This is a genomic window from Pseudomonas syringae (assembly GCF_021605415.1).
Taxonomy (GTDB): domain Bacteria; phylum Pseudomonadota; class Gammaproteobacteria; order Pseudomonadales; family Pseudomonadaceae; genus Aquipseudomonas; species Aquipseudomonas syringae_S.
On sequence record NZ_WKEQ01000007.1, the window covers coordinates 15,313 to 40,661 of the forward strand.

At 56.9% G+C, this 25,349-nt stretch carries 24 protein-coding genes; 20 read left to right on the forward strand and 4 right to left on the reverse strand.

The annotated features are described in order from the left end of the window. Positions 1-172 precede the first annotated feature (172 nt). Genes gyrB through dnaA form a run of 4 tightly spaced genes read right to left on the reverse strand, consistent with a single transcriptional unit; the run spans position 173 to position 6,380 of the window. Complete coding sequence (gene gyrB, locus GIW69_RS06605) at positions 173-2,590, reverse strand: DNA topoisomerase (ATP-hydrolyzing) subunit B (protein ID WP_236481333.1); 2,418 nt, start codon at positions 2,588-2,590, stop codon at positions 173-175. A gap of 5 nt (positions 2,591-2,595) precedes the next feature. Then, positions 2,596-3,699 (reverse strand): DNA replication/repair protein RecF, encoded by a 1,104-nt coding sequence (gene recF, locus GIW69_RS06610; RefSeq protein ID WP_236481334.1) that lies wholly within the window; start codon positions 3,697-3,699, stop codon positions 2,596-2,598. Between the two features lie 14 nt (positions 3,700-3,713). Continuing rightward, on the reverse strand, positions 3,714-4,817 hold the full coding sequence (gene dnaN, locus GIW69_RS06615) for a DNA polymerase III subunit beta (RefSeq protein WP_236481335.1): 1,104 nt from the start codon (positions 4,815-4,817) through the stop codon (positions 3,714-3,716). Positions 4,818-4,856: 39 nt separating this feature from the next. Next, positions 4,857-6,380, reverse strand: a complete 1,524-nt coding sequence (gene dnaA / locus GIW69_RS06620) for a chromosomal replication initiator protein DnaA (protein WP_236481336.1) — start codon at positions 6,378-6,380, stop codon at positions 4,857-4,859. A gap of 568 nt (positions 6,381-6,948) precedes the next feature. On the opposite strand from dnaA, the gene rpmH reads away from it, so the two are divergent. From rpmH to GIW69_RS06720, 20 genes are all read left to right on the forward strand, one after another. Beyond that, complete coding sequence (rpmH, locus tag GIW69_RS06625) at positions 6,949-7,083, forward strand: 50S ribosomal protein L34 (protein WP_003213577.1); 135 nt, start codon at positions 6,949-6,951, stop codon at positions 7,081-7,083. A 16-nt stretch (positions 7,084-7,099) separates the two neighbouring features. Further along, a complete protein-coding gene (rnpA, locus tag GIW69_RS06630) occupies positions 7,100-7,501 on the forward strand; it encodes a ribonuclease P protein component (protein ID WP_236481472.1) in 402 nt (133 codons plus the stop codon). Next, the gene (yidD, locus tag GIW69_RS06635) at positions 7,494-7,739 is read left to right on the forward strand and encodes a membrane protein insertion efficiency factor YidD (RefSeq protein ID WP_010465488.1); all 246 of its coding nucleotides are present in this window, start codon (positions 7,494-7,496) and stop codon (positions 7,737-7,739) included. The genes rnpA and yidD overlap by 8 nt, the downstream gene beginning before the upstream one ends. Before the next feature lie 2 nt (positions 7,740-7,741). Continuing rightward, the gene (gene yidC, locus GIW69_RS06640; protein ID WP_236481337.1) at positions 7,742-9,424 is read left to right on the forward strand and encodes a membrane protein insertase YidC; all 1,683 of its coding nucleotides are present in this window, start codon (positions 7,742-7,744) and stop codon (positions 9,422-9,424) included. A gap of 80 nt (positions 9,425-9,504) precedes the next feature. Beyond that, a complete protein-coding gene (gene mnmE, locus GIW69_RS06645) occupies positions 9,505-10,875 on the forward strand; it encodes a tRNA uridine-5-carboxymethylaminomethyl(34) synthesis GTPase MnmE (RefSeq protein WP_236481338.1) in 1,371 nt (456 codons plus the stop codon). 551 nt (positions 10,876-11,426) lie between these two features. Then, positions 11,427-13,325: a tRNA uridine-5-carboxymethylaminomethyl(34) synthesis enzyme MnmG gene (gene mnmG / locus GIW69_RS06650; RefSeq protein WP_236481339.1), complete on the forward strand. Its 1,899-nt coding sequence runs from the start codon at positions 11,427-11,429 to the stop codon at positions 13,323-13,325. Beyond that, positions 13,322-13,966: a 16S rRNA (guanine(527)-N(7))-methyltransferase RsmG gene (gene rsmG / locus GIW69_RS06655; RefSeq protein ID WP_236481340.1), complete on the forward strand. Its 645-nt coding sequence runs from the start codon at positions 13,322-13,324 to the stop codon at positions 13,964-13,966. The genes mnmG and rsmG overlap by 4 nt, the downstream gene beginning before the upstream one ends. A gap of 18 nt (positions 13,967-13,984) precedes the next feature. After that, positions 13,985-14,782 carry a ParA family protein gene (locus GIW69_RS06660; protein WP_236481341.1) on the forward strand — a complete coding sequence of 266 codons (798 nt, stop codon included), beginning with the start codon at positions 13,985-13,987 and terminating at the stop codon, positions 14,780-14,782. Between the two features lie 9 nt (positions 14,783-14,791). Beyond that, positions 14,792-15,664 carry a ParB/RepB/Spo0J family partition protein gene (locus tag GIW69_RS06665; RefSeq protein WP_236481342.1) on the forward strand — a complete coding sequence of 291 codons (873 nt, stop codon included), beginning with the start codon at positions 14,792-14,794 and terminating at the stop codon, positions 15,662-15,664. Positions 15,665-15,812: 148 nt separating this feature from the next. Continuing rightward, positions 15,813-16,220 carry a F0F1 ATP synthase subunit I gene (locus GIW69_RS06670; RefSeq protein ID WP_236481343.1) on the forward strand — a complete coding sequence of 136 codons (408 nt, stop codon included), beginning with the start codon at positions 15,813-15,815 and terminating at the stop codon, positions 16,218-16,220. A 16-nt stretch (positions 16,221-16,236) separates the two neighbouring features. Next, on the forward strand, positions 16,237-17,106 hold the full coding sequence (gene atpB, locus GIW69_RS06675) for a F0F1 ATP synthase subunit A (RefSeq protein ID WP_236481344.1): 870 nt from the start codon (positions 16,237-16,239) through the stop codon (positions 17,104-17,106). 133 nt (positions 17,107-17,239) lie between these two features. Beyond that, positions 17,240-17,497 carry a F0F1 ATP synthase subunit C gene (gene atpE / locus GIW69_RS06680; RefSeq protein ID WP_003097235.1) on the forward strand — a complete coding sequence of 86 codons (258 nt, stop codon included), beginning with the start codon at positions 17,240-17,242 and terminating at the stop codon, positions 17,495-17,497. Positions 17,498-17,554: 57 nt separating this feature from the next. After that, entirely contained in the window at positions 17,555-18,025 is a 471-nt protein-coding gene (locus GIW69_RS06685; RefSeq protein ID WP_007954149.1) for a F0F1 ATP synthase subunit B, read from the forward strand. A gap of 12 nt (positions 18,026-18,037) precedes the next feature. Then, the gene (locus GIW69_RS06690; RefSeq protein ID WP_236481345.1) at positions 18,038-18,574 is read left to right on the forward strand and encodes a F0F1 ATP synthase subunit delta; all 537 of its coding nucleotides are present in this window, start codon (positions 18,038-18,040) and stop codon (positions 18,572-18,574) included. A gap of 21 nt (positions 18,575-18,595) precedes the next feature. Beyond that, positions 18,596-20,140, forward strand: a complete 1,545-nt coding sequence (gene atpA, locus GIW69_RS06695; RefSeq protein WP_236481346.1) for a F0F1 ATP synthase subunit alpha — start codon at positions 18,596-18,598, stop codon at positions 20,138-20,140. Positions 20,141-20,190: 50 nt separating this feature from the next. Further along, positions 20,191-21,051 (forward strand): F0F1 ATP synthase subunit gamma, encoded by an 861-nt coding sequence (atpG, locus tag GIW69_RS06700; RefSeq protein WP_207260047.1) that lies wholly within the window; start codon positions 20,191-20,193, stop codon positions 21,049-21,051. Between the two features lie 27 nt (positions 21,052-21,078). Next, positions 21,079-22,458 carry a F0F1 ATP synthase subunit beta gene (gene atpD, locus GIW69_RS06705; protein ID WP_236481347.1) on the forward strand — a complete coding sequence of 460 codons (1,380 nt, stop codon included), beginning with the start codon at positions 21,079-21,081 and terminating at the stop codon, positions 22,456-22,458. A 46-nt stretch (positions 22,459-22,504) separates the two neighbouring features. Beyond that, positions 22,505-22,930 (forward strand): F0F1 ATP synthase subunit epsilon, encoded by a 426-nt coding sequence (locus GIW69_RS06710; RefSeq protein WP_236481348.1) that lies wholly within the window; start codon positions 22,505-22,507, stop codon positions 22,928-22,930. A 117-nt stretch (positions 22,931-23,047) separates the two neighbouring features. Beyond that, a complete protein-coding gene (glmU, locus tag GIW69_RS06715) occupies positions 23,048-24,415 on the forward strand; it encodes a bifunctional UDP-N-acetylglucosamine diphosphorylase/glucosamine-1-phosphate N-acetyltransferase GlmU (protein ID WP_236481349.1) in 1,368 nt (455 codons plus the stop codon). A 157-nt stretch (positions 24,416-24,572) separates the two neighbouring features. Continuing rightward, complete coding sequence (locus GIW69_RS06720) at positions 24,573-25,349, forward strand: DeoR family transcriptional regulator (protein WP_236481350.1); 777 nt, start codon at positions 24,573-24,575, stop codon at positions 25,347-25,349.

A 25,349-nucleotide genomic window follows, 5' to 3' on the forward strand; every position in this document is an offset into this window, starting at 1 on the left:
GGGGAGTATTTCTAAACAGGTTATTTGCCAAGCATCGGCTCATAAAAAGCAAAACCCCCGGCAGATCCGCGTCTGCCGGGGGTTTTGCTTTTAACCTAGGTGTCGATTAACTTTGGCCGAACCGCTTAACTTTGACCGAAGTGGCGATTTACTTTGCCCACCTACACCGGGATCAGAAATCCAGGTTAGACACCGCCAGTGCATTGCTCTCAATAAAGTCACGACGTGGTTCAACCGCATCACCCATCAGGGTGTTGAAGATCTGATCCGCGCCAATGGCGTCTTCGATGGTTACTTTCAGCATGCGGCGCTGAGCCGGATCCATCGTGGTCTCCCACAGTTGATCCGGGTTCATTTCGCCCAGACCTTTGTATCGCTGGATCGTGTGACGCTTGGTGCTTTCAGCCATCAGCCATTCAAGGGCTTCCTTGAACTCGGTGACCGCTTTCTTGCGTTCGCCACGCTGGATGTACGCGCCGTCGTCGAGCAGGGTGCTCAGTTGCGCGCCCAGTGAAACAACGGTTTTGTAATCGTTGCTGCCGAAGAAGTCACGGTTGAAGGTGATGTAATTCGACAGGCCGTGGGAGATCAGTTCGACCTCCGGCAGCCATACGCCACGTTCACGGTCTTCGCGCAGGCTGGCCTTGTAGACCAGGCCGGATTTCTCGACGGTGCGCAGACGGGTTTCGTACTTGGCCAGCCAGTCTTGCATTGCGGCGTGGTCGCCGAGCATTTCCAGGCTCACGGCCGGCAGGTAGATGAAGTGCTCGGTCAATTCCTGCGGATACAGGCGGGACAGTCGTTTGAGGGTCTTCATGACCATGCGGAAGTCATTCACCAGACGTTCCAGCGCTTCACCTGAAATGCCCGGGGCTTCTTCGTTCAAGTGCAGGCTCGCGTCTTCCAGGGCCGACTGCGTCATGTACTCTTCCATGGCGTCGTCGTCTTTGATGTATTGCTCTTGCTTGCCTTTCTTGACCTTGTACAGCGGCGGTTGGGCGATGTAGATGTAACCGCGCTCGATCAGCTCCGGCAACTGACGGAAGAAGAACGTCAGCAGCAGGGTGCGGATGTGCGAACCGTCGACGTCAGCGTCGGTCATGATGATGATGTTGTGATAACGCAGCTTGTCGATGTTGTACTCGTCACGGCCGATGCCGCAGCCGAGCGCAGTGATCAAGGTGCCCACTTCCTGGGAAGAGATCATCTTGTCGAACCGCGCCTTCTCGACGTTCAGAATCTTGCCTTTGAGCGGCAGGATGGCCTGGGTGCGGCGGTTACGACCCTGCTTGGCGGAGCCGCCAGCGGAGTCACCTTCCACGAGGTACAGTTCAGACAGTGCCGGGTCTTTTTCCTGGCAGTCGGCGAGTTTGCCCGGCAGGCCTGCGATGTCCAGCGCGCCTTTGCGGCGGGTCATCTCTCGGGCCTTGCGCGCGGCTTCACGGGCGCGGGCAGCGTCGATCATCTTGCCGACGACCAGTTTGGCTTCGTTCGGGTTTTCCAGCAGGAAGTCGGAGAAGAACTTGCCCATTTCCTGTTCGACTGCGGTCTTCACTTCGGAAGAGACCAGCTTGTCTTTAGTCTGGGAGCTGAACTTCGGATCCGGCACTTTCACCGAAATGATCGCGGTCAGGCCTTCACGGGCATCGTCACCGGTAGTGGCGACTTTGTGCTTCTTCGCCAGACCTTCCTGCTCGATGTAGTTGTTCAGGTTACGCGTCAGCGCGGAACGGAAGCCCACCAGGTGAGTGCCGCCGTCGCGCTGCGGAATGTTGTTGGTGAAGCACAACAGGTTCTCGTTGAAGCTGTCGTTCCACTGCAGGGCGATTTCCACGCCGATGCCATCTTCACGCTGGATGTTGAAGTGGAATACCTGGTTGACCGGAGTCTTGTTGGTGTTCAGGTATTCAACGAACGCACGCAAGCCACCTTCGTACTTGAACAGCTCCTCCTTGCCGCTGCGCTCATCCTTCAGGACGATGCCGACACCGGAGTTGAGGAAGGACAGTTCACGAATGCGCTTGGCCAGGATATCCCAGCTGAAGTGAATATTCTTGAAGGTCTCGCTGGACGCCTTGAAGTGAATCTGGGTACCGGTGGTTTCGCTGTCGCCAACGATTGCCATTGGCGCCTGAGGTACACCGTGGACGTAGGTCTGTTCCCAGATCTTGCCGCTGCGGCGCACAGTCAGGATCAATTCCTCGGACAGCGCGTTCACTACCGAAACACCTACGCCGTGCAGACCGCCGGATACCTTGTAGGAGTTGTCGTCGAACTTACCGCCTGCGTGGAGGACGGTCATGATGACCTCGGCGGCGGAAACGCCTTCCTCTTTGTGCACGTCTACCGGAATGCCACGGCCGTTGTCTTTAACGGTGATGGATTCATCCGGGTGAATGATGATGCTGATGTCGTCGCAGTGACCAGCCAGGGCTTCGTCGATCGAGTTGTCGACCACTTCGAACACCATGTGGTGCAGACCGCTGCCATCGTCAGTGTCACCAATGTACATACCGGGACGTTTGCGTACGGCATCCAGGCCTTTCAGCACTTTAATGCTCGTTGAGTCGTACGTATTTTCTTCGCTCAATGCCTTCACTCCCGATGGTCGTGGGTCTGGGTGATACGGCCCTGTTCCACGTGGAACAGAGCGACTGGCGTTTCCGTCTGCCAGCCTTCCCTCAATAATTCGTGATCTACACAGGTGATAAAGACCTGGCAGCGTAAGTCTTCCAGCAAGCGGCATAGCGCGCGACGGTGGTGCTCGTCCAGCTCGGACGGCAAGTCATCCACCAGATAAATACATTGCCCGCGTCGGGCCTGGCTCACCAGATGCCCCTGGGCAATCCGCAATGCACAGACCACCAGCTTCTGCTGACCCCGGGACAAAATGTCCGCAGCGTTATGTGCGCCCAATCGGAGACGCAAGTCAGCGCGTTGCGGTCCGGCCTGGGTGTGGCCCATCTGCTGATCCCGTTGCACAGATCCAGCCAATACGGCACTCAACTCCCGGTCTTTGTCCCAGCCTCGGTAATAGCTGAGCGTCAAACCTTCAAGCTCAACCAGTTCGCTCAAGGTTTGTTCAAAGACTGGTTTCAAGGCTTTGATGTAGGCGCGGCGGTATTCATCGATTTCGGCGCTGGCCTGACACAGTTCCCTGTCCCAAACCGCTTGCGAAACGGCGTCAAGTGTACCATGCCGCAGCCAAGAGTTTCTCTGGCGCAAGGCCTTCTGCAAGCGCTGCCAGGTCGCCATGAAACGCGGTTCGACGTGGAACACACCCCAATCAAGAAACTGCCGGCGAATCTTCGGCGCACCCTCCAACAGACGGAAGCTGTCGGGGTTGATCAACTGCAAGGGCAACAACTCGGCAAGTTGCGCCGCGCTGCGGGCATTCTGGCCATCGATGCGAATCTGGAATTCGCCTTTGCGATCCCGAGAGATGCCCAGCGCGCTCTGACCACCCTCGGCCAGTTCGGCCTGACCGAACACGGTGCAGGCCTCCTGCTCGTACTGGATGACCGGCAACAGACGCGCACTACGAAACGAACGGGCAAGCCCCAGCAGGTGGATGGCTTCCAGAACGCTGGTTTTGCCGCTGCCGTTGGCGCCGTAAAGAATGTTGATGCGGGGGGAGGGGGAGAAGGTCACCGGGTGCAGATTGCGCACCGCGGTGACCGAAACACGACTTAAGGACATCGAGCGTCAGCTGATTACAGACGCATCGGCATGACAACGTAAGCCGAATCGTCGTTGTCGGACTCTTGCACCAGCGCACTGCTGTTGGAGTCGGACAAAATCAGGCGGACCTGCTCGGTGGTCATCACGCCCAGCACATCGAGCAGATAGCTCACGTTGAAGCCGATCTCCAGATTGCCGCCGTTGTATTCGACGCCGACTTCTTCTTCCGCTTCTTCCTGTTCCGGGTTGTTAGCCTGGATTTTCAGTTGACCGTTGGCCAGTTGCAGACGGATGCCACGGTACTTCTCGTTGGACAGAATCGCGGTACGGCTGAACGCTTCGCGCAGGGCCTGGCGATCACCGAGTACCAGTTTGTCACCGCCCTTTGGCAGAACGCGCTCGTAGTCAGGGAATTTGCCGTCGACCAGTTTCGAGGTGAAGGTGAACTCGCCGGTGGTCGCACGGATGTGGTGCTGGCCCAATACGATGCTGACGTTGCCGTCCGGCTCGGTGAGCAGACGCGCCAGTTCGAGGATACCTTTGCGCGGCACGATCACCTGATGGCGATCCGGCTGACCGATATCGGCCTGCATCGAGCACATGGCCAGACGGTGTCCGTCAGTGGCCACGGCGCGGATCACGCCGGCGGACACTTCCAGCAGCATGCCGTTGAGGTAGTAACGCACATCCTGCTGGGCCATGGCGAAGCTGGTGCGTTCGATCAAACGACGCAGCTTGCTTTGCTCCAGGCTGCAGGTCAGCGAACCCGGGCCTTCTTCCACGGTGGGGAAGTCATTGGCCGGCAAGGTCGACAGAGTGAAACGGCTACGGCCAGCCTTCACCACGAGCTTCTGCTCATCGACCTTGATGTCGATCAGCGCGTCGTTCGGCAGGCTTTTGCAGATGTCCATGAGCTTGCGCGCAGGCACGGTGATGGAGCCGGTTTCGGCGGGCTCTTCCAGCTGGACGCGACCAACCAGCTCGACTTCAAGGTCGGTACCGGTCAGCGACAACTGCTGGCCTTCGACGACCAACAGCACATTGGAGAGTACCGGCAAGGTCTGTCGGCGCTCGACGACGCCTGCGACCAGTTGCAGGGGTTTCAACAGGGCTTCGCGTTGAATGGTGAAATGCATGGTCTAGTCCCTTGCCTTAATAAGCTGCGCTGGTGTTCATCAAGTAGTCAGTGTGCGCAGCAGGTTCTTGTAGTCCTCGCGGATGTCCGCGTCGGATTCCTTAAGTTCGTTGATCTTGCGGCAGGCGTGCAAAACGGTCGTGTGATCGCGGCCGCCAAACACATCGCCGATTTCCGGCAGGCTGTGGTTGGTCAGTTCTTTGGACAACGCCATCGCCACCTGACGCGGACGTGCCACCGAGCGCGAACGGCGCTTGGACAGCAAGTCGGAAATCTTGATCTTGTAGTACTCAGCGACCGTGCGCTGAATGTTATCCACAGAGACCAGTTTGTCCTGCAACGCCAGCAAGTCCTTCAGGGATTCGCGAATCAACTCGATGGTGATATCGCGCCCCATAAAGTGGGAGTGGGCGATCACGCGTTTCAGCGCACCTTCCAGCTCACGGACGTTGGAACGAATTCGTTGGGCAATGAAGAACGCCGCGTCGTGTGGCAACTCGACTTTGGCCTGGTCGGCCTTCTTCATCAAGATCGCGACGCGGGTCTCCAGTTCCGGAGGCTCGACGGCAACCGTCAGGCCCCAGCCGAAGCGGGATTTCAGGCGCTCTTCAAGGCCTTCGATTTCTTTCGGGTAGCGGTCACTGGTGAGAATGACCTGCTGGCCACCTTCAAGCAGGGCGTTGAAGGTATGGAAAAACTCTTCCTGAGAACGCTCTTTGCGGGCGAAGAACTGGATGTCGTCGATCAGCAAGGCGTCCACCGAACGATAAAAACGCTTGAACTCGTTGATCGCGTTCAGCTGCAGCGCCTTGACCATGTCGGCCACGAAACGCTCGGAATGCAGGTACACGACCTTGGCATTCGGGTTCTTCTTTAATAGATGGTTACCCACCGCATGCATCAAGTGGGTTTTACCCAGGCCGACGCCGCCATAAAGGAACAAGGGGTTGTAGCCATGCTTGGGGTTATCCGCCACCTGCCAGGCTGCCGCGCGGGCGAGCTGGTTGGATTTACCTTCGACAAAGTTTTCAAAGGTAAAAGTGCGGTTCAGGTAACTGGTGTGCTTGAGCGCACCTTCGACCTGCACCGTGCGTTGTTCAGCGCGAACGGGTGCCTGTTGCGATGCAGCGCCGGCCATCGGATCGAAGCTGTCGCGAGACGGCTCTTCGTTCACTTCGGCATTTTTTTGCGTGGCGCGCTTGGCCGGTGTCGCGACTGGCGCAGGCGCTGGAGCGCTGACCTGCGCCGACGTCGCCTGCATCTGCGAAGCGGCAGCCGCGGCCAACGGTGCATTCGGTGCGGCACGTGGGGCGGAACTGCGTTTGCTGCCTATTAATAAGGAAAGCGCCGGCGCCATGCCATTGCCATGCTCATCCAGCAGCTCGAGGACGCGTCCCAGGTACTTTTCGTTGACCCAGTCCAGAACAAAACGGTTCGGTGCGTAAACGCGCAACTCGTCGCCTTCGGCTTCGACCTGTAGCGGACGGATCCAAGTGTTGAATTGCTGGGCAGGCAGCTCTTCGCGCAAAAGCTCCACGCACTGCTGCCAAAGTTCCACTGACACGGATATCCCCTAAGTTTGAAAGCCGGTGAGGCAAAAACAAGCGGACATTGTAGCGGCGAGCCGCTCACTTATCCACATGCAGGTTGTCCCCTGCACATGATTTATCAATGCCTTGAATGGAAAAAAGGCGACCGACGGCGTGTGAATAAGCTCTGTGGATAACCCCACATGAGGGCACTGGACAACTAGGGGTTGAACTCGGTGGATAACTCGCCTGTGGATAACGTGCCATTTCACACACAGGTTTTCCGAGGGTATGACACAGGCTGAACACGGCTTTCCACGGCAGTTGTCATTCTCTGTACATCACGTCAAATAAGGGCTAATGGTACTTATCCACAGCGGGTGCCGTGCTTAGCTTTTATAAGCTTTACAGAAAAGCTTTAAATAATTCCCCTCTTTATTTTTATATCTATCGAACACGTTTCAACGCCAAGAGGCTCGCCAGATCTATTTATAAGGAAACGCTGGTTGGAAATTGACCTGAACGCTTGCTTTCTCTAGAATCCCCGGTCTCTTAAAACGGGGGCCATTCCGGCCCGTTGTGGACGAACCAGGTAACACGACAATGAAACGTACTTTCCAACCAAGCACCATCAAACGCGCCCGTACTCACGGTTTCCGTGCTCGCATGGCTACCAAGAACGGCCGTGCAGTCCTGTCGCGTCGTCGCGCCAAAGGTCGTGCGCGTCTGGCAGTTTGATAATCCGGTACTGGAGGTGAGTCAGGACTTCAGTCGGGAAAAGCGTCTGCTTACCCCCCGGCATTTCAAGGCAGTCTTTGACTCCCCTACCGGCAAGGTTCCGGGGAAAAATCTCCTGCTCCTTGCGCGCAACAACGATCTCGATCACCCCCGGCTCGGGCTGGTTATCGGGAAAAAGAGCGTGAAGCTCTCCGTCGAGCGCAATCGCCTCAAACGTGTGATGCGCGAATCGTTTCGCCTGCACCAGGATTCACTGGTCGGCTGGGACATCGTCATCGTCGCGCGCAAAGGTTTGGGCGACGTAGAAAACCCCGAATTGATTCAGCATTTCGGCAAACTCTGGAAGCGTCTGGCACGCAACAAGCCAGTACCAGCAGTCAAAACCGAAACTGTAGGGGTAGACAGTAGCGATGCGTAAACTGGCGCTCGTTCCGATCCAGTTTTATCGCTATGCCATTAGTCCCCTGATGGCCAGTCACTGTCGTTTCTACCCCAGTTGTTCCTGCTACGCGTATGAAGCCATCGAAAATCATGGCCTTCTGCGCGGTGGCTGGCTGACCTTTCGTCGTTTAGGTCGCTGTCATCCGTGGAATCCCGGTGGTTATGACCCGGTTCCACCTATCCCTACCTCCCGTTCTTCTTCGATGGCCGAGTAATCATGGATATCAAACGCACGATCCTGATCGTCGCCCTGGCAATCGTCGCCTATGTGATGGTTCTTAAATGGAACCAGGACTATGGCCAGGCTGCCTTGCCGACTCAGAATGTTGCTTCCAGTACGACCACTCCCGGTCTGCCGGACTCCGTTCCTGGCAATAACACTGTCGCCAGTGACGATATTCCGCGCGCCGCAAGCGATACCAGCGCACCTGCCGAAACGCCCGTGGCTGTCAGCAAGGATCTGATCCATATCAAAACCGACGTGCTCGATCTTGCGGTCGATCCACAAGGTGGTGATGTTGCTCAACTGACCTTGCCTTTGTATCCACGTCGTCAGGATCGTCCAGACGTTCCGTTCCAGCTGTTCGATAACGGTGGCGAGCGCATCTATCTGGCCCAAAGCGGTCTGATCGGCACCAACGGCCCGGATGCAAATCCTGCCGGTCGTCCGGTTTACGCCTCGGAGAAGAAGGTTTATCAACTGGCTGACGGTCAAGACCAACTGGTTGTCGACCTGAAGTTCAGCAAGGATGGCGTCAATTACATCAAACGTTTCACTCTGAAACGTGGCCTGTATGACGTAACCGTGTCTTACCTTGTGGATAACCAGAGCGCTCAGCCGTGGAACGGGGCGATGTTCGCTCAGTTGAAGCGTGACGCCAGCGCGGATCCATCGTCCACAACGGCGACCGGCACTGCGACTTATCTGGGCGCTGCCCTGTGGACAAGTTCCGAGCCGTACAAGAAAGTGTCCATGAAGGACATGGACAAGGGCCAAGTCAAAGAAACCGTTACTGGTGGTTGGGTAGCCTGGCTACAACACTACTTTGTGACCGCATGGATTCCGGCGAAGGGCGAAAACAACGTCGTCCAGACCCGTAAAGACAGCAAAGGCAACTACATCATCGGTTACACCGGTCCGACACTGACCGCTGCACCGGGTGCCAAAGTTGAAACCAGCGCTGTTCTGTACGCGGGTCCAAAAAGCCAGGCTGTACTGAAAGAGCTGTCCCCAGGTCTGGAACTGACCGTCGACTACGGCATACTGTGGTTTATCGCTCAACCGATCTTCTGGTTGCTGCAGCATATCCACGCCATTGTCGGTAACTGGGGCTGGTCGATCATCTTCCTGACCATGCTGATCAAAGGGATTTTCTTCCCGCTGTCGGCAGCCAGCTACAAATCCATGGCCCGCATGCGTGCCGTGGCACCGAAACTGGCTGCACTGAAAGAGCAACATGGCGATGACCGGCAGAAAATGTCGCAAGCCATGATGGAGCTGTACAAGAAAGAGAAGATCAATCCACTGGGCGGCTGCTTGCCGATCCTCGTGCAAATGCCGGTTTTCCTTTCGTTGTACTGGGTGCTGCTGGAAAGCGTGGAAATGCGCCAGGCGCCTTTCATGCTGTGGATCACCGACCTGTCGATCAAGGATCCGTTCTTCATCCTGCCGATCATCATGGGCGCGACCATGTTCATTCAGCAGCAGCTCAACCCGACTCCGCCGGATCCGATGCAGGCGAAGGTCATGAAAATGATGCCAATCATTTTCACCTTCTTCTTCCTGTGGTTCCCTGCTGGTCTGGTGCTGTACTGGGTTGTGAACAACTGCCTGTCGATTGCACAGCAGTGGTACATCACGCGTAAGATCGAAGCGGCGACGAAAAAAGCCGAGGCGTAACTTACTCTGTGGATAACACCACTCAAAACGCCCCCTAGTGGGGCGTTTTGCTATCTGCCATTTTGTCTGGATACCGGTTTATGAGCGTACCTCGTGAAACCATTGCTGCCGTCGCAACCGCACAGGGCCGTGGCGGCGTCGGCATCGTGCGCATTTCCGGGCCATTGGCCGGTGTTGCCGCCAAGGCCATCAGCGGTCGAGAACTGAAACCGCGATATGCCCATTACGGTCCATTCTTCAGTGACGAACAGCAGGTGCTTGATGAAGGCCTGGCGCTGTATTTTCCCGGCCCAAACTCTTTCACCGGTGAAGACGTGCTGGAACTGCAAGGCCACGGCGGCCCGATCGTTCTCGATATGTTGCTCAAACGCTGCCTGGAACTTGGTTGCCGTTTGGCCCGGCCGGGAGAGTTCAGCGAGCGCGCGTTCCTCAACGACAAACTCGACCTGGCCCAGGCCGAAGCCATCGCCGACCTGATCGAAGCGAGTTCTGCACAGGCCGCACGCAATGCCCTACGTTCATTGCAGGGTGCGTTTTCCCAACGTGTGCATAACCTCACGGAACAGTTGATTGGCCTGCGCATCTACGTCGAAGCCGCCATTGACTTTCCCGAGGAAGAAATCGACTTCCTCGCCGATGGTCACGTGCTGAGCATGCTGGATAAGGTTCGCGACGAGTTATCCACTGTTCTGCGCGAAGCCGGGCAGGGTGCATTGCTGCGTGATGGGATGACCGTAGTCATTGCGGGTCGTCCGAATGCCGGAAAATCCAGCTTGTTGAATGCATTGGCGGGTCGTGAAGCCGCGATCGTTACCGAAATTGCCGGCACCACCCGGGACATTCTTCGTGAACATATCCACATCGACGGAATGCCCCTCCATGTGGTGGACACCGCGGGCCTACGCGATACCGACGACCAAGTTGAAAAAATCGGCGTTGAGCGGGCTTTGAGAGCCATCAGCGAAGCGGATCGTGTGCTGTTGGTGGTTGATGCGACGGCTCCGGAAGCGGCTGATCCTTTTGCGCTATGGCCGGAATTCCTCGAAACCCGGCCCGATCCAGCCAAGGTCACGCTGATTCGCAATAAAGCCGATCTCACCGGTGAAGCCATGGAAATGGAGGTCAGCGACGATGGCCACGTCACCATCAGTCTCAGTGCAAAGTCCGCCGGTGAAGGCCTGGAGCTGTTGCGCGATCACCTCAAGGCCTGCATGGGCTATGAGCAGACGTCGGAAAGCAGCTTCAGTGCGCGCCGCCGGCATTTGGAAGCGCTGCGTCACGCCAGCTCGGCGCTTGAGCACGGTCGCGCGCAATTGACCCTGGCGGGTGCCGGCGAACTGTTGGCCGAAGATTTACGTCAGGCACAGCATTCACTGGGTGAGATTACCGGTGCATTCAGTTCCGATGATCTGCTGGGACGAATTTTTTCCAGCTTCTGTATCGGAAAGTGACCTGACCGCTGTACTCAAACGGGCCCATTCGTGGCCCGTTTTTGTTTCCCATATTTGAAAATCCCTTTTCATTTGCTCGACTGAGGCATCAGTACGAGCGGTTTTGGCTGCCCGAAAATTCTGGAACCAACCATTTTCTATGGATTAAGCCCTGTGAATAACTGGCTCTGAGATCAGTTGATAACCGGGCCTTAAAACTGGATATAACTGGCTCTGTGGATAACCACCCCTTTCATCCACAGGCTTAGACTGGTTATCCAAAGGCCTCAGCGGTACATGGCCACAGGGTTTTGAATCTCTGTACACATTGAAAAACAAGGCTTACAGCGTTCTATCCACAGATCGTTGCCTCTGTAAAAATAAACATAAAAACAAAGATTTTATAAATTTCTTTCTTTTTTATTTTTTTAACCGCAAGTTCTCCACAGCTGGTTAAATTTTGTGCAAAGGGTTCTTTAGGAAGGGCGAAGTCCCTATACTTGCCGACCAGGTTCAGAACCTGATCTCAAATTTTCCTGAATTGACCTACTTAAGCAGGCACGAGGTGCGTGGTGGATTTCCCTTCCCGTTTTGAAGTGATCGTCATCGGCGGCGGTCATGCCGGTACCGAGGCAGCACTGGCCTCAGCACGCATGGGTGCAAAAACCCTGTTGCTGACGCATAACGTGGAAACCCTCGGTGCCATGAGTTGCAACCCGGCTATCGGTGGCATCGGCAAAAGCCATCTGGTCAAGGAAATCGATGCCCTCGGCGGCGCGATGGCAACGGCTACCGATATGGGCGGCATTCAGTTTCGCGTATTGAACAGCCGTAAAGGCCCGGCGGTGCGGGCGACTCGTGCGCAAGCTGACCGTATTCTCTACAAGGCCGCCGTCCGCGAAATCCTCGAAAATCAGCCGAACCTGTGGATATTTCAACAGGCTGCGGATGATTTGATCGTCGAGCAGGAACAAGTACGCGGTGTTGTCACGCAAATGGGTCTGCGGTTCTTCGCCGATTCCGTGGTATTGACCACCGGTACGTTCCTCGGTGGACTTATCCACATCGGTTTGCAGAATTTTTCCGGCGGCCGCGCCGGTGACCCACCATCGATTGCCCTTGCACACCGTCTTCGTGAGTTGCCATTGCGTGTGGGTCGCCTGAAAACCGGTACGCCGCCGCGTATTGATGGCCGCTCGGTGGATTTCTCGGTGATGTCCGAGCAACCGGGTGATACGCCGATCCCGGTGATGTCGTTCATGGGCAACAAGGAACAGCATCCACGGCAAGTCAGTTGCTGGATTACCCACACGAACGCGCGCACCCACGAAATCATTGCCGCGAACCTCGACCGTTCGCCGATGTATTCGGCTGCCGGCGAGATCGAGGGCATCGGTCCGCGCTATTGCCCGTCGATTGAAGACAAAATCCACCGCTTTGCCGACAAGGAAAGCCATCAGGTCTTCATCGAACCGGAAGGTTTGACCACTCACGAGCTGTACCCGAACGGGATATCCACAAGCTTGCCGTTCGACGTGCAATTGCAGATCGTGCAATCGATCCGAGGCATGGAAAACGCGCACATCGTGCGTCCGGGTTATGCGATCGAGTACGACTACTTCGATCCGCGCGACCTGAAGTACAGCCTCGAAACCAAAGTCATCGGCGGTCTGTTCTTTGCCGGGCAAATCAACGGCACCACCGGTTACGAAGAAGCCGGCGCTCAAGGTTTGCTCGCCGGCGCTAACGCTGCATTACGCGCCAAAGGCAAAGAAGCCTGGTGCCCGCGTCGCGATGAGGCGTACATCGGGGTGTTGGTTGACGATCTGATCACCCTTGGTACCCAAGAGCCTTACCGGATGTTCACGTCTCGCGCCGAGTACCGCCTGATTCTGCGAGAGGACAACGCCGATCTGCGTCTGACCGAAAAAGGTCGTGAGCTCGGTCTGGTCGATGACGCGCGTTGGGCGGCCTTCTGCAAGAAACGCGAGAGCATCGAGCTGGAAGAACAGCGCCTGAAAAGCACCTGGGTTCGTCCGAATACGCAACAGGGCAATGCCATTGCCGAGAAATTCGGCACGCCGCTGACCCACGAGTACAACTTGCTCAACCTCTTGAGCCGTCCGGAAATCGACTACGCTGGCCTGGTCGAGGTGACTGGCAATGGCGCAGAAGATCCACAGGTCGCCGAGCAGGTCGAGATCAAAACCAAATATGCCGGTTACATCGACCGTCAACAGGACGAAATCGCCCGTCTGCGCGCCAGTGAAGACACGAAGCTGCCTGTGGATATCGATTACTCCAATATTTCCGGTCTCTCCAAGGAGATCCAGAGCAAGCTCGGCTCAACTCGTCCGGAGACGCTCGGTCAGGCTTCGCGGATTCCAGGCGTGACCCCGGCAGCGATTTCACTTTTGATGATTCATTTGAAAAAACGCGGCGCGGGCCGTCAGTTGGAGCAAAGCGCTTGAGTGCTAAGGTCACTTCGCAACACGCCGAAGAGTTATCCACAGGAGCCGGCGCGCTCGGTATAAACCTCAGCGAAACCCAGCATGCATTGCTGTTGGGTTATCTGGCCCTGTTGATCAAGTGGAATCAGGCCTACAACCTGACGGCCGTGCGCGATCCAGACGAAATGGTCTCGCGGCATTTGCTCGACAGTCTGAGCGTGATGTCGTTTATCGAGAACGGTCGCTGGCTCGACGTTGGCAGCGGCGGCGGCATGCCGGGGATTCCATTGGCGATCCTGTTTCCGGACTCGCGCGTGACCTGCCTGGACAGCAACGGCAAGAAGACCCGCTTCCTCACGCAGGTAAAACTCGAACTCAAGCTCGATAACCTGCAAGTTATCCACAGTCGCGTCGAAGCTTTTCAGCCTGCTCAACCATTCAACGGGATTATTTCCCGGGCGTTCAGCAGCATGGAGAACTTTTCGAACTGGACTCGCCACCTCGGCGATGCCGATACGCGCTGGTTGGCAATGAAGGGCGTTCATCCGACCGATGAGCTGGTAGCATTGCCGGCAGACTTCCACCTCGATAGCGAACATGCCTTGGCCGTACCCGGTTGCCAAGGCCAACGCCATCTGCTGATACTGCGCCGCACGGCATGATTGGGAACACAAGCAAGAATGGCTAAGGTATTCGCGATAGCGAACCAAAAGGGCGGTGTGGGCAAGACCACCACCTGCATCAACCTCGCAGCATCCCTGGTCGCGACCAAGCGTAGGGTGCTGTTGATCGATCTCGATCCACAGGGCAACGCCACCATGGGTAGCGGTGTGGATAAACATGGCCTGGAAAACTCGGTTTACGATCTGCTGATCGGTGAATGCGATTTGATGCAGGCCATGCAGTATTCCGAGCACGGCGGCTATCAATTGCTGCCGGCCAACCGTGACCTGACGGCGGCCGAAGTCGTTCTGCTGGAAATGCAGATGAAAGAGAGCCGCTTGCGCAGCGCGCTGGCGCCGGTTCGGGAGAACTACGATTACATCCTGATCGACTGCCCACCGTCGCTGTCGATGCTCACGCTGAACGCCTTGGTCGCCGCCGATGGGGTGATTATCCCCATGCAATGCGAGTACTTTGCGCTCGAAGGCCTGAGCGACCTTGTGGATAACATCAAGCGCATCGCTGAATTGCTAAACCCGAACCTCAAGGTTGAAGGTCTGCTGCGCACCATGTACGACCCGCGCTTGAGCCTGATGAACGATGTCTCGGCCCAGCTCAAGGAACATTTCGGCGATCAGCTGTATGACACGGTGATTCCGCGCAACATCCGCTTGGCCGAAGCACCGAGTTACGGCATGCCGGCGCTGGCTTACGACAAGCAGTCGCGTGGTGCGCTGGCTTATCTGGCCCTGGCCGGCGAAATGGTTCGCCGTCAGCGCAAAAATTCACGCGTCGCCGCCGCTCTGCCAACTTAAGGAATCCCCATGGCCGTCAAGAAACGAGGTCTCGGACGAGGACTGGATGCACTGCTGAGCGGTCCGACCGTCAGTTCGCTGGAAGAGCAGGCGGTGCAGGCTGATCAACGCGAGTTGCAGCACCTGCCTCTGGATCTGATCCAGCGCGGCAAATACCAGCCGCGCCGGGACATGGATCCGCAGGCGCTGGAAGAACTGGCGAATTCAATCAAGGCGCAAGGGATCATGCAGCCGATTGTGGTGCGCCCGATCGGCAATGGCCGCTTTGAAATCATCGCCGGTGAACGGCGCTGGCGCGCGAGCCAGCAGGCTGGCCAGGAAACCATCCCGGCGATGGTGCGCGATGTGCCCGATGAAACCGCGATCGCCATGGCGCTGATCGAGAACATTCAGCGTGAAGACCTCAACCCGATCGAAGAAGCGATCGCATTGCAGCGTCTCCAGCAGGAATTTCAGCTGACTCAGCAGCAGGTTGCCGAGGCTGTGGGTAAATCCCGGGTCACTGTGGCTAACCTGTTGCGGCTTATTGCACTACCCGAAGTTATCAAAACCATGCTGTCCCACGGCGACCTGGAAATGGGTCACGCTCGTGCCTTGCTTGGTTTGCCGGAAAATCAACAGGTTGAAGGGGCGCGACATGTTGTCGCACGCGGGCTGACCGTGCGCCAAACTGAGGCACTGGTTCGTCAGTGGTTGAGCGGCAAACCGGAGCCTGTTGAACCGGCCAAGACCGATCCGGACATCGCCCGCCTCGAACAGCGCCTGGCCGAGCGCCTAGGCTCTGCGGTGCAGATCCGCCACGGGAAGAAGGGCAAGGGGCAATTGGTGATCGGTTACAACTCCCTCGATGAGCTTCAGGGTGTGCTCGCGCACATCCGCTGAAACATTTCCTCATGTAGCGCGCAGTCGGAAATCACTACCTGACAGTTGAATAGGGGCAGAACCGCCCCTATACTCTGCGCGCATTTTGTCGGCACAAATTATGCCAAGTTATTGAATTTCGGCAGCCGACCATTGGAGAGCAACAGTGATGGAAACCCGCACGCCAAACCGCTTGCCCTTCCATCGCATGGCAGTTTTTCCGGTGTTGATGGCTCAATTTGTCGTTTTGCTCATTGCTGCCTTGGCGCTTTGGCAATGGCATGGAGTCGTCGCCGGATACTCGGGACTTTGCGGAGGCCTGATAGCCTTGCTGCCCAATGTGTATTTCGCTCACAAGGCATTTCGGTTTTCCGGCGCCCGAGCAGCCCAGTCCATCGTCCGGTCTTTTTATGCCGGCGAGGCAGGCAAACTGATTTTGACAGCAGTGCTTTTTGCGCTGGTGTTCGCAGGTGTGAAGCCATTGGCGCCGATCGCAGTATTCGGCGTCTTCGTGCTGACTCAGTCAGTCAGCTGGTTCGCTCCCCTGCTGATGAGAACAAGACTTTCGAGACCTTAGGGCGTTTGAGGCAACCATGGCAGAGACAACCGCTTCGGGCTATATCCAGCACCACTTGCAGAACCTGACCTTCGGTCAGCTACCCAACGGCGGCTGGGGCTTTGCCCACACCGCAGCAGAAGCCAAAGAAATGGGTTTCTGGGCTTTCCACGTCGATACCCTCGGCTGGTCGGTCGCATTGGGTCTGATCTTCGTTTTTCTTTTCCGCATGGCGGCAAAGAAGGCGACTTCCGGTCAGCCAGGTGCTTTGCAGAACTTCGTTGAAGTATTGGTCGAATTCGTCGATGGCAGCGTGAAAGACAGCTTCCATGGCCGTAGCCCGGTGATTGCGCCGCTGGCACTGACCATCTTCGTCTGGGTGTTCCTGATGAACGCCGTTGACCTGATTCCGGTCGACTGGATTCCTCAGTTGGCCATCCTGATCTCCGGCGATCAACACATCCCGTTCCGTGCCGTGTCGACCACCGACCCGAACGCGACGCTGGGCATGGCGCTCTCGGTTTTCGCGCTGATCATTTTCTACAGCATCAAGGTCAAGGGCATCGGCGGCTTCATCGGCGAATTGACCCTGCACCCGTTCGGCAGCAAGAACATCTTCGTTCAGGCTCTGCTGATCCCGGTGAACTTCCTGCTGGAATTCGTGACCCTGATCGCCAAGCCGATTTCTCTGGCTCTGCGTCTGTTCGGCAACATGTATGCCGGTGAGCTGGTGTTCATTCTGATCGCCGTGATGTTCGGCAGCGGTCTGCTCTGGCTCAGTGGCCTGGGCGTTGTTCTGCAGTGGGCGTGGGCTGTGTTCCACATCCTGATCATCACGCTGCAGGCGTTCATCTTCATGATGTTGACCATCGTCTATCTGTCGATGGCGCACGAAGAAAACCATTAAGACCGGTTTCGACTAGTCTGATGTGCCTCCCGGTCAAACGGGAGGCGGGCTCTTCGGGGCCTCTGAAACGATTTGTTTTACCGCTTTAAATTAAAAAAACCTAAACCATACGACGTAAAAGTCGGGAGGAAAGATGGAAACTGTAGTTGGTCTAACCGCTATCGCTGTTGCACTGTTGATCGGCCTGGGCGCACTGGGTACCGCAATTGGTTTCGGCCTGCTGGGCGGCAAGTTCCTGGAAGGCGCAGCGCGTCAGCCAGAAATGGTTCCAATGCTGCAAGTTAAAATGTTCATCGTTGCCGGTCTGCTCGACGCCGTAACCATGATCGGTGTTGGTATCGCTCTGTTCTTCACCTTTGCGAACCCGTTCGTTGGTCAGATCGCTGGCTGATCATTCGGATTTCCGAGTGATTTGGTGTGATGGACAACGTAACTGCGAGGTGTTGGCGTGAACATTAATGCGACCCTGATTGGCCAGTCCGTTGCGTTCCTGATTTTTGTACTGTTCTGCATGAAGTTCGTATGGCCTCCGGTCATCGCGGCTCTGCACGAACGTCAAAAGAAGATCGCTGATGGTCTGGACGCTGCCAGCCGTGCAGCTCGCGACCTGGAGTTGGCCCAAGAGAAAGCGGGTCAGCAACTGCGCGAAGCGAAAGCTCAGGCAGCTGAAATCATCGAGCAAGCCAAGAAACGCGGTAACCAGATTGTCGAAGAGGCTGTTGAAAAAGCCCGTGTCGACGCTGACCGTGTGAAGGTTCAGGCTCAAGCCGAGATCGAACAGGAACTGAACAGTGTCAAAGACAAGCTGCGTGCCCAAGTGGGCTTGCTGGCTGTCGGCGGCGCCGAGAAGATCCTGGGTGCCACAATCGATCAAAACGCGCACGCAGAGCTGGTTAACCAACTGGCTGCTGAAATCTAAGCGAGGGCGATCATGGCAGAACTGACCACGTTGGCCCGACCTTACGCTAAGGCGGCCTTCGAGCACGCTCAGGCCCACCAGCAACTGGCCAATTGGTCAGCCATGCTCGGCCTGGCTGCAGCGGTGTCACAAGATGACACCTTGCAGCGCGTGCTCAAGGCCCCGCGACTGACGAGCGCAGAAAAGGCCGCCACGTTCATTGACGTGTGCGGCGACAAGTTTGATGCCAAGGCTCAGAACTTCATTAACGTCGTTGCCGAAAACGACCGTCTCCTGCTTCTGCCGGAGATTGCCGCTCTGTTTGACCTGTACAAGGCCGAACAAGAGAAATCGGTAGACGTTGAAGTGACCAGTGCTTTTGCATTGAACCAAGAACAGCAAGACAAACTCGCCAAGGTTCTCAGTGCACGACTCAACCGGGAAGTGCGCCTGCAAGTTGCGGAGGATGCTGCCCTTATAGGTGGTGTCGTAATCCGCGCCGGCGACCTGGTTATCGATGGCTCGATTCGCGGCAAAATCGCGAAACTTGCCGAAGCATTGAAATCTTGAGTTTGAAGGGGCAGCAGAGCAATGCAGCAACTCAATCCTTCCGAAATAAGTGAAATTATCAAGGGCCGCATCGACAAACTCGATGTGACCTCCCAAGCCCGTAACGAAGGCACTGTCGTCAGCGTATCTGACGGCATCGTGCGGATTCACGGTCTGGCCGACGTCATGTACGGCGAGATGATCGATTTTCCGGGCGGCGTCTACGGTATGGCCCTCAACCTGGAGCAAGACTCCGTAGGTGCCGTTGTATTGGGCGCTTACCAGTCACTGGCTGAAGGCATGAGCGCCAAGTGCACCGGCCGCATCCTCGAAGTTCCTGTTGGTAAGGAACTGCTGGGTCGCGTAGTCGACGCACTGGGTAATCCTGTTGACGGCAAAGGTCCACTGGGCAACACCGAGACCGACGCGGTCGAGAAAGTTGCACCGGGCGTGATCTGGCGTAAGTCGGTAGACCAGCCTGTACAGACTGGCTACAAGGCTGTCGATGCCATGATCCCTGTCGGCCGTGGCCAGCGTGAGCTGATCATCGGTGACCGTCAGATCGGTAAAACCGCTCTGGCGATCGACGCGATCATCAACCAGAAGAACAGCGGCATTTTCTGCGTCTACGTGGCAATCGGTCAGAAGCAATCGACCATCGCCAACGTGGTTCGCAAGCTGGAAGAGAACGGCGCCCTGGCCAACACGATCATCGTGGCTGCCAGTGCTTCGGAATCTCCTGCGCTGCAATTCCTGGCACCGTACTCCGGCTGCACCATGGGTGAATTCTTCCGCGACCGCGGTGAAGACGCGCTGATCGTTTATGACGATCTGTCCAAGCAAGCAGTGGCTTACCGCCAGATTTCCCTGCTGCTGCGCCGTCCACCAGGCCGTGAAGCTTACCCAGGTGACGTGTTCTATCTCCACTCCCGTCTGCTGGAGCGCGCATCCCGCGTTTCGGAAGAATACGTAGAGAAGTTCACCAACGGCGCAGTGACCGGCAAAACCGGTTCCCTGACCGCACTGCCGATCATCGAAACCCAGGCTGGCGACGTTTCCGCGTTCGTTCCGACCAACGTGATTTCCATCACCGACGGTCAGATCTTCCTGGAATCGGCCATGTTCAACTCGGGCATCCGCCCTGCAGTGAACGCCGGTGTTTCGGTATCCCGTGTGGGTGGTGCCGCTCAGACCAAGATCATCAAGAAGCTTTCCGGTGGTATCCGTACCGCTCTGGCTCAGTACCGTGAACTGGCGGCATTCGCCCAGTTCGCTTCTGATCTGGACGAAGCGACCCGTAAGCAACTTGAGCATGGTCAGCGCGTTACCGAGCTGATGAAGCAGAAGCAATATGCCCCAATGTCGATCGCTGACATGGCGCTGTCGCTGTATGCCGCTGAGCGTGGGTTCCTGACTGACGTTGAAATCACCAAGGTTGGCAGCTTCGAACAAGCGCTGATCGCTTTCTTCAACCGCGATCACGCCGATTTGATGGCCAAGATCAACGTGAAAGGTGACTTCAATGACGAAATCGACGCTGGCATGAAAGCCGGTATCGAGAAGTTCAAGGCCACCCAAACCTGGTAAGCCGCAGCGGGAGCCGCGAGGCTCCCGCTTGCTAACCTGATAGGTGTTACATGGCAGGCGCAAAAGAGATTCGCAGTAAGATTGCGAGCATCAAAAGCACGCAAAAGATTACCAGCGCCATGGAAAAAGTGGCGGTCAGCAAAATGCGCAAGGCACAAATGCGCATGGCTGCTAGCCGTCCTTATGCGGAGCGTATCCGCCAGGTTATTGGGCATCTGGCCAACGCCAACCCGGAATACCGCCACCCGTTCATGATCGACCGTGAAGTAAAGCGTGTCGGTTATGTCGTCGTGAGCAGTGACCGTGGTTTGTGCGGCGGCTTGAATACCAACCTGTTCAAGGCCCTGGTCAAGGACATGGCGGTAAACCGCGAAAACGGCGTCGAGATTGATCTGTGTGTGATTGGTAGCAAGGGTGCGGCTTTCTTCCGCAACTTCGGCGGCAACGTCGTAGCAGCTATCAGCCACCTGGGTGAAGAGCCGTCGATCAATGATCTGATCGGTAGCGTCAAAGTGATGCTGGATGCTTACCTGGACGGCCGTATTGACCGCTTGTCCGTGGTGTCCAACAAGTTCATCAACACCATGACGCAACAGCCTACCGTGGAGCAATTGGTTCCGCTGGTGGCAACCCCGGATCAAGAACTCAAGCACCACTGGGACTATCTCTACGAACCGGATGCCAAGGAGCTGCTGGACGGCTTGATGGTCCGTTACGTGGAGTCGCAGGTCTACCAGGCGGTGGTCGAGAACAACGCGGCCGAACAAGCTGCGCGGATGATCGCGATGAAGAACGCTACCGACAACGCCGGTGATTTGATCAGCGATTTGCAGCTGGTCTACAACAAGGCGCGTCAGGCTGCGATCACCCAAGAGATCTCGGAAATCGTCGGCGGCGCTGCCGCGGTTTAACGGTTCAAATATTCAGAGGATCCAGCTATGAGTAGCGGACGTATCGTTCAAATCATCGGCGCCGTTATCGACGTGGAATTTCCACGCGACAGCGTACCGAGCATCTACAACGCTTTGAAAGTCAAAAGCGATGCCGGCACCACTCTGGAAGTTCAGCAGCAGCTGGGCGACGGCGTGGTTCGTACCATTGCGATGGGTTCCACCGAAGGCTTGAAGCGCGGTCTGGAAGTTTCCGACTCCGGCGCTGCCATTTCCGTACCGGTCGGTAAAGCGACCCTGGGCCGGATCATGGACGTCCTCGGCAACCCGATCGACGAAGCAGGTCCAATCGACACCGAAGAGCGTTGGGGCATTCACCGTCCAGCGCCTTCGTTCGCTGAACAGGCAGGCGGCAACGACCTGCTGGAAACCGGCATCAAGGTTATCGACCTGGTTTGCCCGTTTGCCAAGGGCGGTAAAGTCGGTCTGTTCGGTGGTGCCGGTGTAGGCAAAACCGTAAACATGATGGAACTGATCCGTAACATCGCCATCGAGCACAGCGGTTATTCCGTGTTCGCTGGTGTGGGTGAGCGTACTCGTGAGGGTAACGACTTCTACCACGAGATGAAGGACTCCAACGTTCTGGACAAAGTGGCACTGGTTTACGGTCAGATGAACGAGCCGCCGGGTAACCGTCTGCGCGTAGCACTGACCGGCCTGACCATGGCCGAGAAGTTCCGTGACGAAGGTAACGACGTTCTGCTGTTCGTCGACAACATCTACCGTTACACCCTGGCCGGTACTGAAGTATCCGCGCTGCTGGGCCGTATGCCTTCGGCAGTAGGTTACCAGCCGACCCTGGCTGAAGAGATGGGCGTTCTGCAAGAACGTATCACTTCGACCAAGGAAGGTTCGATCACTTCGATCCAGGCGGTATACGTACCGGCGGATGACTTGACCGACCCGTCGCCAGCAACCACCTTCGCCCACTTGGACGCCACCGTCGTTCTGTCCCGTGACATCGCTTCCCTGGGTATCTACCCGGCGGTAGATCCACTGGACTCGACTTCGCGCCAGCTGGATCCGAACGTGATCGGCCAGGAACACTACGACACCGCTCGCGGCGTTCAGTATGTTCTGCAGCGTTACAAAGAACTGAAGGACATCATCGCGATCCTGGGTATGGACGAGCTGTCGGAAGCCGACAAGCAGTTGGTAAACCGTGCTCGTAAGATCCAGCGTTTCTTGTCGCAGCCGTTCTTCGTGGCTGAAGTCTTCACCGGTGCTTCGGGTAAATACGTTTCCCTGAAAGACACCATTGCTGGCTTCAAAGGCATCCTCAACGGTGACTACGACCACCTGCCAGAACAAGCGTTCTACATGGTTGGCGGCATCGAAGAAGCGATCGAGAAAGCCAAGAAACTGTAATCCCGGCGCCCGGAAACGGGCGCTAATTTTAGTTTGAGGCAATCAGATGGCTATGACAGTCCATTGCGATATCGTCAGCGCGGAAGGGGAAATCTTTTCCGGCCTGGTCGAGATGGTGATTGCGCACGGTGCACTGGGTGATCTTGGTATCGCTCTGGGTCACGCGCCGCTGATCACTAATCTGAAGCCAGGTCCGATCCGCCTGATCAAGCAAGGCGGGGAAGCCGAGGTGTTTTACATCTCCGGTGGTTTTCTCGAGGTTCAGCCGAACATGGTCAAGGTGCTTGCCGATACTGTGCAACGTGCTGCCGACCTGGATGAAGCTCAGGCTCAAGCAGCTCTCAAGGCTGCCGAAAATGCCCTGCACGAAAAAGGCGCGGATTTCGATTACGGCGCCGCTGCCGCACGTCTGGCCGAGGCCGCAGCTCAGCTGCGCACCGTTCAGCAGATCCGCAAGAAGTTTGGCGGTTAATCCGTCAGCCGCTTGTTGTGCGATTGATTAAAAAGGGTAGCCTCGGCTACCCTTTTTTCTTTTCCGACTTTCACAACCCGGTCGCAGTCGCTGACCACCCAGGATTGGTAGCCAGTCATGTCTCTTGAAATCGTTATCCTCGCGGCCGGTCAAGGCACTCGCATGCGTTCAGCGCTGCCCAAGGTGCTTCACCCGATTGCCGGCAATTCCATGCTTGGCCATGTTATCCACAGCGCTCGGCAGCTTGAGCCGCAACGCATTCATGTCGTCATCGGTCACGGTGCCGATGCGGTGCGCGAGCGACTGGCGGCTGACGATCTGAACTTCGTCTTGCAGGACAAACAACTCGGAACGGGCCACGCCGTCGCGCAAGCCGTGCCGTTTATCGAGTCCGACACGGTGCTGATTCTCTACGGCGACGTCCCGTTGATCGAAGTCGACACCTTGCAACGCCTGCTCAAACGAGTTGGCCCGGAGCAGTTGGGTCTGCTGACAGTAAAACTTGACGACCCGACGGGTTATGGCCGCATCGTGCGTGACGCCGACGGCAAGGTCACCGCCATCGTCGAACAAAAAGACGCCAACGAAGCCCAGCGCGCGATCACCGAAGGCAACACCGGTATCCTCGCGATGCCATTCCAGCGCATGAGCGACTGGATGAGCCGTCTGTCCAACAACAACGCACAAGGCGAGTATTACCTGACCGACGTGATCGCCATGGCAGTCAATGACGGACTCGTGGTGGCCACCGAGCAACCCGAAGACGCCATGGAAGTGCAGGGCGCCAACGACCGCAAGCAACTTTCCGAGCTGGAGCGTCATTACCAATTGCGCGCGGCCCGTCGTTTGATGGCCCAGGGCGTGACCCTGCGTGACCCGGCGCGCTTCGATGTCCGCGGCGATGTGACCGTCGGTCGCGATGTGCTGATTGATATCAACGTCATTCTGGAAGGCAAGGTCGTCATCGAAGATGACGTGGAAATCGGCCCTAACTGTGTGATCAAGGACAGCACCCTGCGCAAAGGCGTGGTCATCAAAGCCAATAGCCATATCGAAGGCGCGGTGATGGGCGAGGGCAGCGATGCCGGCCCGTTCGCCCGTTTGCGTCCGGGCACGGTGCTCGAAGCTCGCGCCCATGTGGGTAACTTCGTTGAACTGAAAAACGCGCACATGGGCGAAGGCGCCAAGGCTGGGCACCTGACTTACTTGGGTGACGCCGAAGTCGGCGCCCGCACTAACATCGGCGCGGGCACCATCACCTGCAACTATGACGGTGCCAACAAGTGGAAAACCGTGCTGGGTGAAGACGTGTTCATCGGCTCCAACAACTCGTTGGTAGCGCCTGTGGATATCTCGTCCGGTGCGACCACGGCGGCGGGTTCGACCATTACGCAGAATGTTGATATCGCGCAATTGGCTGTTGGCCGGGCGCGGCAGAAGAACATTGATGGCTGGAAGCGGCCGGAGAAGATCAAGAAAACCTGAGTTATCCACAGTCTTTTTCAAGATCAAACGATCGCAGCCTTCGGCAGCTCCTACACGGGGCTGCAGGTTGCGATTTTTTTTGCATGACGTATTGACGATTGGGGGCCGATAGGTTTTGATTGCTTCCGTTATCTTTCGAATCGAAACTTAAGCTGCCATGTCGAAACGCAATACTCCACAGCGTCGCCACAATATCCTTGCCTTGCTGAATGAGCAGGGCGAAGTGAGCGTGGATGAATTGGCCAAGCGCTTCGAAACCTCGGAAGTTACGATCCGCAAGGATCTCGCGGCGCTAGAAAGCCATGGTTTGCTGCTTCGTCGATACGGCGGCGCCATCACCATGCCCCAGGAATTGGTAGCGGAACCCGGCCAGAGCGTCTCGAAATACAAACAGGCCATTGCGCGCGCAGCCGTCAAGCGCATCCGCGAGCACGCCCGCATCATCATCGACAGCGGCAGCACCACCGCCGCGATGATTCCCGAACTGGGCCACCAACCCGGTCTGGTGGTGATGACCAACTCCCTGCACGTTGCCAGTGCTCTCAGCGAGCTCGAACACGAGCCTGTGCTGCTGATGACCGGCGGCACCTGGGATCCGCATTCGGAATCCTTTCAGGGGCAGGTCGCCGAGCAGGTACTACGCTCTTACGACTTTGACCAGCTGTTCATCGGCGCCGATGGCATCGACCTGGTGCGTGGCACCACGACATTCAACGAGTTGCTCGGCCTCAGCCGGGTGATGGCTGACGTGGCGCGAGAAGTGACCGTGATGGTCGAGGCCGACAAGATCGGCCGCAAGATTCCTAACCTGGAGCTGCCCTGGAGCAGCGTCCATACCCTCATTACCGATGATCGCCTGCCTCAGCAGGCCCGCGATCAGATTCAGGCCCGCGGCATCAACTTGATCTGCGCGGCAGTCAATCAGGAGACATAA

Coding starts and splice junctions, on each gene's coding strand:
- recF (WP_236481334.1), bottom strand. CDS start 3,699: ATGTCCTTAAGTCGTGTTTCGGTCACCGCGGTGCGCAATCTGCACCCG.
- dnaN (WP_236481335.1), bottom strand. CDS start 4,817: ATGCATTTCACCATTCAACGCGAAGCCCTGTTGAAACCCCTGCAACTG.
- rpmH (WP_003213577.1), top strand. CDS start 6,949: ATGAAACGTACTTTCCAACCAAGCACCATCAAACGCGCCCGTACTCAC.
- yidD (WP_010465488.1), top strand. CDS start 7,494: ATGCGTAAACTGGCGCTCGTTCCGATCCAGTTTTATCGCTATGCCATT.
- yidC (WP_236481337.1), top strand. CDS start 7,742: ATGGATATCAAACGCACGATCCTGATCGTCGCCCTGGCAATCGTCGCC.
- mnmE (WP_236481338.1), top strand. CDS start 9,505: ATGAGCGTACCTCGTGAAACCATTGCTGCCGTCGCAACCGCACAGGGC.
- GIW69_RS06660 (WP_236481341.1), top strand. CDS start 13,985: ATGGCTAAGGTATTCGCGATAGCGAACCAAAAGGGCGGTGTGGGCAAG.
- GIW69_RS06665 (WP_236481342.1), top strand. CDS start 14,792: ATGGCCGTCAAGAAACGAGGTCTCGGACGAGGACTGGATGCACTGCTG.
- GIW69_RS06670 (WP_236481343.1), top strand. CDS start 15,813: ATGGAAACCCGCACGCCAAACCGCTTGCCCTTCCATCGCATGGCAGTT.
- atpB (WP_236481344.1), top strand. CDS start 16,237: ATGGCAGAGACAACCGCTTCGGGCTATATCCAGCACCACTTGCAGAAC.
- atpE (WP_003097235.1), top strand. CDS start 17,240: ATGGAAACTGTAGTTGGTCTAACCGCTATCGCTGTTGCACTGTTGATC.
- GIW69_RS06690 (WP_236481345.1), top strand. CDS start 18,038: ATGGCAGAACTGACCACGTTGGCCCGACCTTACGCTAAGGCGGCCTTC.
- atpA (WP_236481346.1), top strand. CDS start 18,596: ATGCAGCAACTCAATCCTTCCGAAATAAGTGAAATTATCAAGGGCCGC.
- atpG (WP_207260047.1), top strand. CDS start 20,191: ATGGCAGGCGCAAAAGAGATTCGCAGTAAGATTGCGAGCATCAAAAGC.
- atpD (WP_236481347.1), top strand. CDS start 21,079: ATGAGTAGCGGACGTATCGTTCAAATCATCGGCGCCGTTATCGACGTG.
- GIW69_RS06710 (WP_236481348.1), top strand. CDS start 22,505: ATGGCTATGACAGTCCATTGCGATATCGTCAGCGCGGAAGGGGAAATC.
- glmU (WP_236481349.1), top strand. CDS start 23,048: ATGTCTCTTGAAATCGTTATCCTCGCGGCCGGTCAAGGCACTCGCATG.
- GIW69_RS06720 (WP_236481350.1), top strand. CDS start 24,573: ATGTCGAAACGCAATACTCCACAGCGTCGCCACAATATCCTTGCCTTG.